This is a genomic window from Microbacterium sp. As-52, assembly GCF_049949185.1.
Taxonomy (GTDB): Bacteria; Actinomycetota; Actinomycetes; order Actinomycetales; family Microbacteriaceae; genus Microbacterium; species Microbacterium maritypicum_A.
Genome location: NZ_CP188171.1, coordinates 447,270 through 461,422 on the forward strand (window position 1 = coordinate 447,270; position 14,153 = coordinate 461,422).

The following is a 14,153-nucleotide window of genomic DNA, read 5'->3' on the forward strand; positions in this document are numbered from 1 at the left end:
TTGCTCGATTCAGTCGTCCGCGCTGACGTCGAACAGCTCGCTCGCGCGGTGCCGATCGATCGCCGCGCCCACCAGCCCGCGGAACAGCGGGTGCGGGGCGGTCGGACGCGAACGCAGTTCCGGGTGCGCCTGGGTGGCGATGTAGTACGGGTGCACGTCGCGGGGCAGCTCGACGTACTCGACGAGGTCGAGCTCCGGGTTGAGTCCGGAGAACACCAGCCCCGCCTCGGAAAGACGGTCACGGTAGGCGTTGTTCACCTCGTAGCGGTGGCGGTGACGCTCGGAGGCCTCGGGGGCGCCGTAGAGCTCACGGGCGAGCGAGCCTTCCGCCAGGGCCGCCTGGTACAGACCGAGGCGCATGGTGCCGCCGAGGTCGCCACCGTCGAGGATGTCGACCTGCTCGGCCATCGTCGCGATGACCGGTTCTGCGGTCTCCGGGTCGAACTCGCTGGACGAGGCCCCGACGATGCCGGCGACGTCACGCGCGTACTCGATGACCATGCACTGCAGACCGAGGCACAGGCCGAGCGTCGGGATGCCCTGCTCGCGCGCGAACTTCAGCGCGCCAAGCTTGCCCTCGATGCCACGGATGCCGAAGCCGCCGGGCACGCAGATACCGTCGAGCTGTGCCAGCTGCTCCTGCGCGCCTTCCGGCGTCTCGCAGAGATCGGAGGGGATCCAGCGGATGTTGACCTTGGTCTCCTGCGCGAAACCGCCGGCTTTGAGCGCCTCGGTCACCGAGAGGTACGCGTCGGGCAGGTCGATGTACTTGCCGACCAGACCGATCGTCACCTCGTGCTTGGGGTTGTGCACCGCGTGCAGCACCTTGTTCCAGCGGGTCCAGTCGACGTCGTCCGCCTTCTGGTCCAGGCCCAGCCGTCGCACGATGTACGAGTCGAGCCCCTGCTCGTTCAGCGTCGAGGGGATGTCGTAGATGCTCGGCAGGTCGACGGTGTTGATGACGCCTTCGACGTCGACGTCGCACATGAGAGCGATCTTGTTGCGGTTGCTCACGCTGACCGGACGGTCGCTGCGGAGCACCAGGGCATCGGGCTGGATGCCGACCTGGCGGAGCGCCGCGACGGAGTGCTGCGTCGGCTTGGTCTTCTGCTCCCCCGACGCGCCCATGAACGGGACGAGCGATACGTGCACGAAGAACACGCTGTCGCGTCCGAGCTCGTGACGAAGCTGGCGCGCGGACTCGAGGAACGGCTGCGACTCGATGTCGCCGACAGTGCCGCCCACCTCGGTGATGATCACGTCGGGGCGCGGGTCTTCCGAGGCCTGCAGGCGCATGCGGCGCTTGATCTCGTCGGTGATGTGCGGGATCACCTGGACCGTGTCTCCGAGGTACTCGCCGCGGCGCTCTCGCGCGATCACCTGCGAGTAGATCTGACCCGTGGTGACGTTGGCGGCCTCGGACAGGTTGATGTCGAGGAAGCGCTCGTAGTGTCCGATGTCGAGATCGGTCTCGGCGCCGTCGTCCGTCACGAACACCTCACCGTGCTGGAACGGGTTCATCGTTCCCGGATCGACGTTCAGGTACGGGTCGAGCTTCTGCATCACGACGCGCAGACCGCGGGCCGTGAGGAGGTTTCCGAGGCTGGCTGCCGTCAGCCCCTTGCCCAAAGACGAAACGACACCACCAGTCACGAAGATGTGCTTGGTCGTGTCGTTCTTGGGTCCCGCAGAAGAAGAGTTCATCACGGGCTTCGATCCTATCAGGAGGTGGGGACGCGGAGGCTGAGAAGTTCGCGGGCGTGGGTCAGGGCGGCGTCGGAATCGGCGAGTCCTGACAGCAGACGAGCCATCTCGGCTTCCCGTTCCTCCCCTTCCAGACGGCGCACGCTGGAGGCCGTGACCGCACCATCATTGGCCTTCACGACCGACAGATGGTTGTTCGCGAAGGCCGCGACCTGCGCGAGGTGCGTCACCGCGATCACCTGCGACTTCTCGGCGAGTCGGGCGAGTCGCCGACCGACCTCGATCGCCGCGGCTCCGCCGATGCCGGCGTCGACCTCGTCGAAGACGAACGTCGGAACCGGATCGGTCGCGGCGATCACCACTTCGATCGCCAGCATCACTCGCGACAGCTCTCCGCCGGAGGCTCCCTTCGAGACCGAGCGCGGCTCGGCTCCCGGATGGGGGGCGAGGAGGATCGCGACGTCGTCCCGGCCGTGGGCGCTCTCGGCGCCCTCGGAGACCGAGACCTCGAGGCGCGCGTCCGGCATCGCGAGCGCACGCAGTTCTTCCGTCACGGCAGCACCGAGACGAGAAGCCGCCTCAGCGCGCGCCGCCGTCAGCGCCTCGGCGTGGGCGTCGAGTTCGACCCGTGCCGCATCACGCTCGGCGATCAGTCGTTCGATCCGATCGCCGTCGTCATCGAGTTCGGCCAACCGAGCAGATCCGGTCTGCCAGACGGTCAGCGCCTCGTCGAGCGAGCCGTGTGCACGGATCAGGGTGCCCAGCGCAGCGCGGCGTTCCTCGACAGCGGCGAGCTCGTGCGGACCCGTCTCGTCGAGATCGGCGAGATAGGCGGAGAGAAGGCCTGCGGTGTCGGCGATCCGATAGCCGATGTCGGCGAGGCTCTCGCTGATCTCGGTCAACTTCACGTCGGCAGCGCGTTCGAGTACTCGACGCGCCTCCGCGACGAGAGCCGAGGCATCAGGTTCGCCCTCTTCGCTCGAGAGCGCGCCGTGCGCGAGCGAGGCCGCGAGACGCAGCTCCTCGGCGTTCGCGAGACGCTCGGCACGCGCGGTGAGCTCCTGGTCCTCCCCCGGCTCCGGAGCCGTCGCCTCGATCAGCGCGAGGGCTTCTCGCAGCCGCGACGCCTCTTCAGCGCGACGTTCACGGTTCTCGGTGATCTCGGATATCTCGGCGTCGAGTGTCCGCCAGCGTGCGAAGGCCCGGGCGTATTCGTCCACGGCCTCAGCGATCGGGGCCCCACCGAAACGATCGAGCGCATCACGCTGCGCGACGGCCGAACGCAGTCGCAGCTGCTCGGACTGGCCGTGCACGACCACGAGCTCGTCCGCGAGCGAGGAGAGCACACCCGCGGGGGCCGCGCGCCCACCGACACTGGCACGGCTGCGCCCTTCCGAACTGAGCGTGCGAGACACGTAGAGTTCCGCGCTGCCAGCACCGACAGGCTCCAGCTCGCCACCGGCCTCGGCGACGATCTCGGCGACGGTTCCGCTCTCGGGGACGATCCAGACGCCCGCGACCGATGCCTGCGCCGCGCCCGCACGCACGGCTCCGGAGTCGGCACGCTGGCCCAGCAGCAGTCCGAGCCCGGTGACGACCATGGTCTTTCCGGCGCCGGTCTCGCCGGTGATGGCGGTGAATCCGGGACCCAGCGGCAGCACGGCATCGGCGATGACGCCGAGCCCCTGCATCCGCATCTCCTCGATCATGACGTCTCCTCGATCATGACGTCTCCTCGATCATGACGTCGCCCCCGGCGCCTGTCCGCGCCACCCTTCGACGGGAAGCTGGAACTTGCGCACGAGTCGGTCGGTGAATGCCGTGGGGTGCAGGCGAGCCAGCCGCACGGGACGCGAAGAGCGGCGCACCACCACGCGTGCGCCCGGCGGCAGGTCGTGCGAGCGGCGGCCATCGCACCAGAGGATGCCCGAGCCGTCCGTGCGTTCGAGCATCTCGATCGCCACCGAGGCATCGGGGCTCACCACGAGCGGCTTGGCGAACAGGGCATGCGCCGACAGCGGCACCACCGCGATCGCCTCGACACTCGGCCAGATCACCGGTCCCCCGGCGGAGAAGTTGTAGGCCGTCGAGCCGGTCGGGGTGGAGATCACCATGCCGTCGCATCCGAAACTCGACAACGGCCGGCCGTCGATCTCGAGAACGATCTCGATCATCCGCTCACGACTGGCCTTCTCGACCGTGGCCTCGTTGAGGGCCCACGTCTCATAGACGACCGTGCCGTCGACATCCTTCACACGCACGGACAGGGCGAGCCGTTCCTCGACCTCGTAGTCGCGGTCGATCACGCGACGTACGGCTTTGTCCATGTCGTCTCGGTCGATCTCCGCGAGGAAGCCGACATGCCCCATGTTGATGCCGAGCACCGGAGCCCCGCTGTCGCGTACGAGTTCCGCTGCGCGCAGAATCGTCCCATCCCCACCCAGCACGATCGCCAGTTCGAGGTCGGCCGGATCGACGGAGATGCCGAGTACGGCGATGTCGGCGAAGAAAGGATCCACGGCCACGAGGGCCTCGTGATCGTCGGCGGCCAGGACCGGTCGCGCTCCGGCCTCCCGAAGCGCGTCGACCACCCGCCGAGCGGCGTCGACGGTGTCCACACGGCCCGCGTGAGCGACGACCAGGATGCTGCGCTCGTTCATCGTCCTCCTGCCAGTCGGTTGATGCTGTCCAGCCATTCTGTCGGATTGCTGCCTCGACCCGGTGCGAGGTGCACGAGATACTCGGCGTTGCCGTGGGTTCCGAGGATCGGGGAGGGAAGGATGCCGAGCATTCCGAACCCCACGTCCCACGCGCTCCACACGGTGCGCGCCACGGCGTCGGCGCGTGTTGCGGGGTCGGTGACCAGTCCCCCACGGACGGCGGTGCGTCCGACCTCGAACTGCGGCTTCACGAGAAGCAGGACGTCGGACTCCGATGCGACCACCGCGGCGACGGCCGGCAACACGAGTTCGAGAGAGATGAACGAGAGGTCACCCACGACCAGATCGGGGGCTGCGACCTCGCCCGTCGCCTCGGCGAGATTCTCCCGTGTCATGTATCGGACGTTGTAGCCCTCGACGGAGACGACTCCGGGATCGGCGGCGATCGACGCGGCGAGTTGTCCATGCCCGACGTCGACCGCGAGCACCTCACGTGCTCCCCGCTCACGGAGCACCTGGGTGAAGCCGCCGGTGGATGCGCCCATGTCGAGTGCCAGCCGCCCCTCGACCGGTATCGCGAAGCCGTCGAGGCCCGCGATGAGCTTGTGCGCGGCACGTCCGACGTAGTGGTCTGCACCGGCGATGGTGATCTCCGCCGCATCGTCGACCGCAGTGGAGGCCTTCACGACAGGTCGCCCGTCGACGCTGACGAGGCCCTCCGAGATGAGAGTGGCCGCGTGGGTGCGCGAACGGGCGAGTCCTCGGGCGGCGAGGGCAGCGTCGAGTCGCGTCATCGGGATCCCGAGGTCTCCCGCTGCTCGAGCTTCGCGCCGCTCTCGAGGCGGCGGGAGAGCTCGTCGTGGAGGGCCGAATACGCATCGGCCCTCGCCGGGAGCGGCTGCCCCTCGATCAGGCGCAGTCGACTCCACAGGCCATCGGTCGGCGCGCTCGTCGTCTCATCGCTCACGGTTCTACTGTACGCGGCCCGTCCGACGCGGAAGGGCGCCACGCGAGCACCGTCAGGGACGGTGGAACGGGTCGTCGTAGAGGCGCTCCGGAACCCTCAGCACGAACACGGGGGTGCCGGATGCCCAGATGGCGGCGGCTCCCGCGCGCAGCAGGTCGATCTGCTCACCGGAATCCGCCACGATCTCGACGTCGGCGCCCGAAACCCGCACCGCCGCGCCGTTCACGCGGAAGACGCCGTCGTGCTCGGTCACCTCGGGATACGGGGCATGCAGTTCGCGCAGGTCGCCGAGGATGTAGGTGGGACGCGAGCCCTCCGGGGCGGCCAGCACATGCTTCGGTCGGTCGATGCCGGTGAGCACCAGGGCAGAGTCGATGCCGACCCTGCTCGCCCCCATGATGTCGGTGTCGAGACGGTCCCCGATGAAGAGGGCCTTCTTCGCTCCGAAGCGTGCAAGGGCCTCCTGGAAGATCGGCTCCTCCGGCTTCCCCGCGACGGTGGCGAGCCTGCCGATCGCCGTGTGCACGGCGGACACGAGCGTCCCATTGCCGGGCGCCACTCCCCGCTCACGGGGGATCGTCCAGTCGGTGTTGGTGGCGATCCACGGGATGCCGCCTTCGTCCTCGGGAAGCTTGAGAGCGAAGGCCGCCTCAGCGAGATCCGTCCACGCGACCTCCGGAGCGAACCCCTGCACGACGGCGCTCGGCGCATCCTCCGCGCTCCGTGTGACTGTGTACCCGGCTTTCTGCACCTCGTCGACGAGGCCGTCACCGCCGATGACCAGGATCGTTGCCGGGGCGGGCACGATCTGAGCCATCAGCCTCATCGCCGCCTGCGGACTCGTGACCACGTCGGATGCCTGGACGCGCAGCCCGAGACTGCTCAGGTGCGCTGCGACCGAGGCATCCGTGCGTGCCGCGTTGTTCGTGATGTAGCCGAGTCGAGCCGACTTCGCCGCCTCGTTGAGGCTGTCCACCGCGTAGGGCAGGGCCCCGGGGCCGGCGTACACCACACCGTCGAGGTCGGCGAGAACCGTATCGACTCCGTCAAGCGGAGTGCGAGGCGATCGCTTCCGAGAGAACAGCGCCACTACGCCTCCGGTTCCGACTCGTCGTCCTCGCCGAGGAGCTCGCGCACCTCGTCTTCGACGGTCGGTTCCTCAGCGACGAGCGCGGCTTCGTCGACGTCGGCAGGCGCATCGGACGCTGGCTCTTCCCGATCCGCGTCATCTGCCTCCAGGGGCGTATCCGCCGCGGAATCATCGTCATCCTCGTCGGGGAACTCTCCCTCGATGAGGCTGTCTTCGATGAAGATCTCCTCGTCGCCGGCCTCATCGACCCCTAGCGCCTCAGCGGCGACTTCGGCGCGGTGCGCCCAGAACTCCGCCTCCTCGGTGCGCCCGAGGTCTTCGAGCACGGCAGCGCGGGCGGCGAACAGCGCCGGGCTCCATTCGAAGGCCCGATCGGGATCGAGCTCCGGGATCTCCAGCTCGCCGAGTGCGAGTTCGAGATCGCCCTGGTCGAGACGGGCACCGGACATCGCGATCGCAAGCGCGACCCGGACCGGAGTCTCGAGCGCAGAACGATCGACGGCGCGTCCGGTCTCGAGCGCACGATCGGAGCGACCGATTCCGCGCTCGCTGTCGACCATCAGAGCGATCTGATCGTCCTTGCCGGAGATACGACGGTAGGTCCGCAGTTCGCGGAGCGCCAGGGCGAAGTCTTCCGTGGCGTAGGCGGTGATGCCGAGGGTCTCACGGACGATCGCGATGCGTCCAGCGCGGCGCGATGCGGCCAGCGCGTGCTCGTGGGCGAGCGCCGGGTCCTCGTCGATGAGACGAGAGGCCATCGCCAGGTGACGGGCGACGTGTTCGGCGTTCTCCTTGCTCAGCGTCTTGAGCTCGTTGCGCGCTGCGCCGTTGAGGTCGCGAGCCGTGACGTCGTCGGGGATCTGCGGCTCATCGAACCGCGGACGCTCGTTCGTCGCCTGAGCCGGACGCTCTCGCCCCGCTCCCCCGCGCTGCGGGAATGAACGTGAACGATCGCGGTCGCCGCCTTCGCGAAGCGGGGCGCCACCGTCACGGTTGTAGCCGCCACCTTCACGACGGGGAGCTGCGCCGTCACGGCGCGGGGCACCCCCGTCACGGTTATACCCGCCACCCTCACGACGCGGAGCGCCACCATCACGGTTGTACCCGCCCTCGCGACGCGGGGCACCACCATCACGGTTGTACCCGCCCTCGCGACGCGGGGCACCACCATCACGGTTGTACCCGCCCTCGCGACGCGGGGGACCACCATCACGGTTGTACCCGCCCTCACGACGCGGGGCACCACCATCACGGTTGTACCCGCCCTCACGACGCGGGGCACCACCATCACGGTTGTACCCGCCCTCACGACGCGGGGCACCACCATCACGGTTGTACCCGCCCTCACGACGCGGGGCACCACCATCACGGTTGTACCCGCCCTCACGACGCGGGGCACCACCATCACGGTTGTACCCGCCCTCACGACGCGGGGCACCACCATCACGGTTATACCCGCCACCTTCACGACGGGGAGCTGCGCCGTCACGGCGCGGAGCGCCACCATCACGGTTGTAACCGCCCTCACGACGGGGAGCTGCGCCATCACGGTTGTACCCGCCCTCGCGACGCGGAGCGCCACCGTCACGGTTGTACCCGCCCTCACGACGCGGAGCACCACCATCACGGGTGTAGCCGCCACCTTCACGACGGGGAGCAGCACCGTCACGGCGCGGAGCGCCACCATCACGGTTGTAACCGCCCTCACGACGGGGAGATGCGCCATCACGGTTGTACCCGCCCTCGCGACGCGGGGCGCCACCGTCACGGTTGTACCCGCCCTCACGACGCGGGGCACCACCATCACGGCTGTTACTGGGGCGTCCGCCAGAAGCGCGGTGCCCGCGCGATCCACCGTCGTCGTTGCGACGCGGACGGCGCTCTTCCTCTTCTGGCATGATGCTCCCTGTTTTTTCGTGTAAACGCAAAATGGCCACCCAACGATGGGTGGCCATTTTGTCTAAAAGGAGTCCGGCGGTGTCCTACTCTCCCACAGGGTCCCCCCTGCAGTACCATCGGCGCTGTGAGGCTTAGCTTCCGGGTTCGGAATGTAACCGGGCGTTTCCCTCACGCTATGGCCGCCGAAACACTATTGATGTTTCAATCAAACACATAACAAAGTCATTGTTGTTATGCGGTTCTCGACCGTACATCGAGAACCACTCAGTGGACGCGTAGCACCAACAAACGGTGTGTTATCAAGTCATCGGCTTATTAGTACCAGTCAGCTGCATGCATTACTGCACTTCCACATCTGGCCTATCAACCCAGTAGTCTGGCTGGGAGCCTCTCACCCGAAGGTATGGAAATCTCATCTTGAGGCCGGCTTCCCGCTTAGATGCTTTCAGCGGTTATCCATCCCGAACGTAGCTAATCAGCGGTGCTCCTGGCGGAACAACTGACACACCAGAGGTTCGTCCAACCCGGTCCTCTCGTACTAGGGTCAGATCCTCTCAAATTTCCTACGCGCGCAGCGGATAGGGACCGAACTGTCTCACGACGTTCTAAACCCAGCTCGCGTACCGCTTTAATGGGCGAACAGCCCAACCCTTGGGACCTACTCCAGCCCCAGGATGCGACGAGCCGACATCGAGGTGCCAAACCATGCCGTCGATATGGACTCTTGGGCAAGATCAGCCTGTTATCCCCGAGGTACCTTTTATCCGTTGAGCGACAGCGCTTCCACAAGCCACTGCCGGATCACTAGTCCCGACTTTCGTCCCTGCTCGACCTGTCAGTCTCACAGTCAAGCTCCCTTGTGCACTTACACTCGACACCTGATTGCCAACCAGGTTGAGGGAACCTTTGGGCGCCTCCGTTACTTTTTGGGAGGCAACCGCCCCAGTTAAACTACCCACCAGGCACTGTCCCTGAACCGGATTACGGTTCGAAGTTAGATATCCAGAGTGACCAGAGTGGTATTTCAACAATGACTCCACACGAACTAGCGTCCATGCTTCAAAGTCTCCCACCTATCCTACACAAGCCACACCGAACACCAATACCAAGCTGTAGTAAAGGTCACGGGGTCTTTCCGTCCTGCTGCGCGTAACGAGCATCTTTACTCGTAATGCAATTTCGCCGAGTTCGCGGTTGAGACAGTTGGGAAGTCGTTACGCCATTCGTGCAGGTCGGAACTTACCCGACAAGGAATTTCGCTACCTTAGGATGGTTATAGTTACCACCGCCGTTTACTGGGGCTTAAATTCTCAGCTTCGCCTTGCGGCTAACCGGTCCTCTTAACCTTCCAGCACCGGGCAGGCGTCAGTCCGTATACATCGTCTTGCGACTTGGCACGGACCTGTGTTTTTAGTAAACAGTCGCTACCCACTAGTCTCTGCGGCCTCCAAACGCTTTCGGGAGTAAATCCCTATACGCCGAAGGCCCCCCTTCTCCCGAAGTTACGGGGGCATTTTGCCGAGTTCCTTAACCACGATTCTCTCGATCTCCTTGGTATTCTCTACCTGACCACCTGAGTCGGTTTGGGGTACGGGCGGCTAGAACCTCGCGTCGATGCTTTTCTTGGCAGCATAGGATCACCCACTTTTTATCCGCATCGTGTCTCAGCCTATGTGAATCGCGGATTTGCCTACGACTCGGCCTACGCACTTGCACCAGGACAACCATCGCCTGGCTTGGGCTACCTTCCTGCGTCACACCTGTTAATACGCTAACCGCACCAGAATGGGGTCGTGCGCTAGGCCCAGAGCGTCACCCCGAAGGGATCAGTCACTGGGATTCAGACACTTAGCACTACTGGATTAGCTTGGGCGGTTCTTCGCCGGTACGGGAATATCAACCCGTTGTCCATCGACTACGCCTGTCGGCCTCGCCTTAGGTCCCGACTTACCCAGGGAAGATTAGCTTGACCCTGGAACCCTTGGTCTTTCGGAGGACGTGTTTCTCACACGTCATTCGCTACTCATGCCTGCATTCTCACTCGTGTAGCCTCCACGGCTGGTTTACACCGCCGCTTCGCTGGCCACACGACGCTCTCCTACCCATCAACACGGCTGGACCACGAAGGCCTACCAATAATGTCAATGCCACAACTTCGGTGGCGTGCTTGAGCCCCGTTACATTGTCGGCGCGGAATCACTTGACCAGTGAGCTATTACGCACTCTTTCAAGGGTGGCTGCTTCTAAGCCAACCTCCTGGTTGTCAAGGCAACTCCACATCCTTTCCCACTTAGCACGCGCTTTGGGACCTTAGTTGGTGGTCTGGGTTGTTTCCCTCTCGACTATGAAGCTTATCCCCCACAGTCTCACTGCTGCGCTCTCACTTACCGGCATTCGGAGTTTGGCTGACGTCAGTAACCTTGTAGGGCCCATCGGCCATCCAGTAGCTCTACCTCCGGCAAGAAACACGCAACGCTGCACCTAAATGCATTTCGGAGAGAACCAGCTATCACGAAGTTTGATTGGCCTTTCACCCCTATCCACAGCTCATCCCCTCAGTTTTCAACCTAAGTGGGTTCGGTCCTCCACGACGTCTTACCGTCGCTTCAACCTGGCCATGGATAGATCACTTCGCTTCGGGTCTAGGACATGCGACTGAATCGCCCTATTCAGACTCGCTTTCGCTACGGCTACCCCACACGGGTTAACCTCGCCACATATCGCTAACTCGCAGGCTCATTCTTCAAAAGGCACGCTGTCACCCCTACTAAGGAGGCTCCAACGGTTTGTAAGCAAACGGTTTCAGGTACTATTTCACTCCCCTCCCGGGGTACTTTTCACCTTTCCCTCACGGTACTTGTCCGCTATCGGTCATCTGGGAGTATTTAGGCTTATCAGGTGGTCCTGACAGATTCACACGGGATTTCACGGGCCCCGTGCTACTTGGGATACTCTTCGCGCCAAGAGAGGCATTTCGACTACGGGGTTGGCACCCTCTATGACCGGCCTTTCAAGACCGTTCGTCTATACCTTCTTGTAACGCCGCCACCTCGGCAGAGATGACTGAAAAGTCCCACAACCCCCAACGTGCAACGCCTGCCGGCTATCACACACGCTAGGTTTAGCCTGTTCCGGTTTCGCTCGCCACTACTAACGGAATCGCGGTTGCTTTCTCTTCCTGTGGGTACTGAGATGTTTCACTTCCCCACGTTCCCTCTACCCGCCCTATATATTCAGGCGGGAGTCACTAGGTCGGCACGCCGCCCAGCGGGGTTTCCCCATTCGGACACCCTCGGATCAAAACTTGCTTATCAGTTCCCCGAGGCTTATCGCAGATTGCTACGTCCTTCTTCGGCTCCAGATGCCAAGGCATCCACCGTTTGCTCTTAAAGACTTGAAATCACATGAGTTTGAATCAAAAACTCGACCCATCCGAAGATGGAATCTGAAATTGACTAATGATCTTTAAGATCATCTTGTGCAACTGACCGAAGCCAGCTGCAAGATGCTCGCGTCCACTGTGTAGTTCTCAAAGTACGGGCGGTGCCCCTATCCACAACCCCACACGGGGGAAACAGAAAGAGGCCCAGAGGTTCAGACCAGATCCCGAAAGATCCGCATCCGGTCCCTCAGGACCCAACAGCGTGCAGGTGCGACATCCGCCACCCTCCCCGTTCCAACCACCGAAGTGGCGTACTAGAGAAGAACAACATCCTTCGCACCATGTCAAATGTTCCACCCATGAGCTCCCAGCGAGAAACGAACGTTCTCGATCTGGGTTCTGGACACCCGAAAGTGTCAGATGCTCCTTAGAAAGGAGGTGATCCAGCCGCACCTTCCGGTACGGCTACCTTGTTACGACTTAGTCCTAATTACCGATCCCACCTTCGACGGCTCCCTCCACAAGGGTTAGGCCACCGGCTTCAGGTGTTACCGACTTTCATGACTTGACGGGCGGTGTGTACAAGACCCGGGAACGTATTCACCGCAGCGTTGCTGATCTGCGATTACTAGCGACTCCGACTTCATGAGGTCGAGTTGCAGACCTCAATCCGAACTGGGACCGGCTTTTTGGGATTCGCTCCACCTCGCGGTATTGCAGCCCTTTGTACCGGCCATTGTAGCATGCGTGAAGCCCAAGACATAAGGGGCATGATGATTTGACGTCATCCCCACCTTCCTCCGAGTTGACCCCGGCAGTATCCCATGAGTTCCCACCATTACGTGCTGGCAACATAGAACGAGGGTTGCGCTCGTTGCGGGACTTAACCCAACATCTCACGACACGAGCTGACGACAACCATGCACCACCTGTTTACGAGTGTCCAAAGAGTTGACCATTTCTGGCCCGTTCTCGTATATGTCAAGCCTTGGTAAGGTTCTTCGCGTTGCATCGAATTAATCCGCATGCTCCGCCGCTTGTGCGGGTCCCCGTCAATTCCTTTGAGTTTTAGCCTTGCGGCCGTACTCCCCAGGCGGGGAACTTAATGCGTTAGCTGCGTCACGGAATCCGTGGAATGGACCCCACAACTAGTTCCCAACGTTTACGGGGTGGACTACCAGGGTATCTAAGCCTGTTTGCTCCCCACCCTTTCGCTCCTCAGCGTCAGTTACGGCCCAGAGATCTGCCTTCGCCATCGGTGTTCCTCCTGATATCTGCGCATTCCACCGCTACACCAGGAATTCCAATCTCCCCTACCGCACTCTAGTCTGCCCGTACCCACTGCAGGCCGGAGGTTGAGCCTCCGGATTTCACAGCAGACGCGACAAACCGCCTACGAGCTCTTTACGCCCAATAATTCCGGATAACGCTTGCGCCCTACGTATTACCGCGGCTGCTGGCACGTAGTTAGCCGGCGCTTTTTCTGCAGGTACCGTCACTTTCGCTTCTTCCCTGCTAAAAGAGGTTTACAACCCGAAGGCCGTCGTCCCTCACGCGGCGTTGCTGCATCAGGCTTGCGCCCATTGTGCAATATTCCCCACTGCTGCCTCCCGTAGGAGTCTGGGCCGTGTCTCAGTCCCAGTGTGGCCGGTCACCCTCTCAGGCCGGCTACCCGTCGACGCCTTGGTGAGCCATTACCTCACCAACAAGCTGATAGGCCGCGAGCCCATCCCCAACCGAAATTCTTTCCAGACGCAGACCATGCGGTCACGTCACATATCCAGTATTAGACGCCGTTTCCAGCGCTTATCCCAGAGTCAGGGGCAGGTTGCTCACGTGTTACTCACCCGTTCGCCACTGATCCCACAGAGCAAGCTCCGTGTTCACCGTTCGACTTGCATGTGTTAAGCACGCCGCCAGCGTTCATCCTGAGCCAGGATCAAACTCTCCGTAAAAAAGAAATGCATACCCCACCGGGAAAACGGTGACGCAGCGAGTTTGATGCTGACCAAAGAGACAAATTCATTGCTGACTTCATCCATTGCCAACCCCCCGGAAGGAGTTGGTCTTTGATCCAAAGGAATTCTCAACTAGCCGAAGCTAGACGAGGATAATTTGGCATTTGACAAGTGCACGCTGTTGAGTTCTCAAGGATCGGATGCTCCCACGACCCAGCCATCACAGCCAGGCCCGAAGGGCAACTTCTCTATCTTACCCACTCTCTCTTGCTTGTCAAATCGGCGCGCCGCGCGGATCGAAGATCCGCAGCGCAGCTGATGACAGCCGCAGAAGAGGTGGAGTCCCTATCCTAGACGCAAGCGCCTGATCTCTCAAGTGAGAGTGGATCGGGAGTGGTTCTCCGCTTGAGGGGGGTGAAGCTCTTGGCTCCTCCGCGTCCCTGTGGGGCGAACAAGTAATAAGTTACGTGGATCTCGGGGTTCTGGCAAATCG

The 14,153-nt window shown here is 62.9% G+C and carries 8 protein-coding genes and 3 rRNA genes; all 11 read right to left on the minus strand.

Annotated features, from left to right (window positions below; genetic code table 11):
* Positions 1-9: 9 nt before the first annotated feature.
* Positions 10-1,704 carry a CTP synthase gene (locus ACLFA2_RS02165; RefSeq protein ID WP_167253783.1) on the minus strand — a complete coding sequence of 565 codons (1,695 nt, stop codon included), beginning with the start codon at positions 1,702-1,704 and terminating at the stop codon, positions 10-12.
* Between the two features lie 17 nt (positions 1,705-1,721).
* The gene (gene recN / locus ACLFA2_RS02170; protein WP_021201741.1) at positions 1,722-3,413 is read right to left on the minus strand and encodes a DNA repair protein RecN; all 1,692 of its coding nucleotides are present in this window, start codon (positions 3,411-3,413) and stop codon (positions 1,722-1,724) included.
* A 30-nt stretch (positions 3,414-3,443) separates the two neighbouring features.
* The gene (locus ACLFA2_RS02175) at positions 3,444-4,364 is read right to left on the minus strand and encodes an NAD kinase (RefSeq protein ID WP_136023621.1); all 921 of its coding nucleotides are present in this window, start codon (positions 4,362-4,364) and stop codon (positions 3,444-3,446) included.
* Complete coding sequence (locus ACLFA2_RS02180) at positions 4,361-5,158, minus strand: TlyA family RNA methyltransferase (RefSeq protein WP_136023622.1); 798 nt, start codon at positions 5,156-5,158, stop codon at positions 4,361-4,363. Before ACLFA2_RS02180 ends, ACLFA2_RS02175 begins: the two co-directional genes overlap by 4 nt.
* A complete protein-coding gene (locus tag ACLFA2_RS02185) occupies positions 5,155-5,331 on the minus strand; it encodes a hypothetical protein (RefSeq protein WP_168436332.1) in 177 nt (58 codons plus the stop codon). Before ACLFA2_RS02185 ends, ACLFA2_RS02180 begins: the two co-directional genes overlap by 4 nt.
* A 52-nt stretch (positions 5,332-5,383) precedes the next feature.
* The gene (locus tag ACLFA2_RS02190; RefSeq protein WP_426621953.1) at positions 5,384-6,421 is read right to left on the minus strand and encodes an HAD-IIA family hydrolase; all 1,038 of its coding nucleotides are present in this window, start codon (positions 6,419-6,421) and stop codon (positions 5,384-5,386) included.
* A complete protein-coding gene (locus ACLFA2_RS02195; protein ID WP_401064955.1) occupies positions 6,421-7,179 on the minus strand; it encodes a hypothetical protein in 759 nt (252 codons plus the stop codon). Before ACLFA2_RS02195 ends, ACLFA2_RS02190 begins: the two co-directional genes overlap by 1 nt.
* Positions 7,180-7,217: 38 nt before the next feature.
* A complete protein-coding gene (locus ACLFA2_RS02200; protein ID WP_426621954.1) occupies positions 7,218-8,225 on the minus strand; it encodes a hypothetical protein in 1,008 nt (335 codons plus the stop codon).
* Positions 8,226-8,390: 165 nt separating this feature from the next.
* Positions 8,391-8,507 (minus strand): 5S ribosomal RNA (gene rrf / locus ACLFA2_RS02205).
* A gap of 108 nt (positions 8,508-8,615) precedes the next feature.
* Positions 8,616-11,720, minus strand: a 23S ribosomal RNA gene (locus tag ACLFA2_RS02210).
* Between the two features lie 413 nt (positions 11,721-12,133).
* Positions 12,134-13,657 (minus strand): 16S ribosomal RNA (locus ACLFA2_RS02215).
* The 16S, 23S and 5S rRNA genes sit together here, the layout of an rRNA operon.
* Between the last annotated feature and the right edge of the window lie 496 nt (positions 13,658-14,153).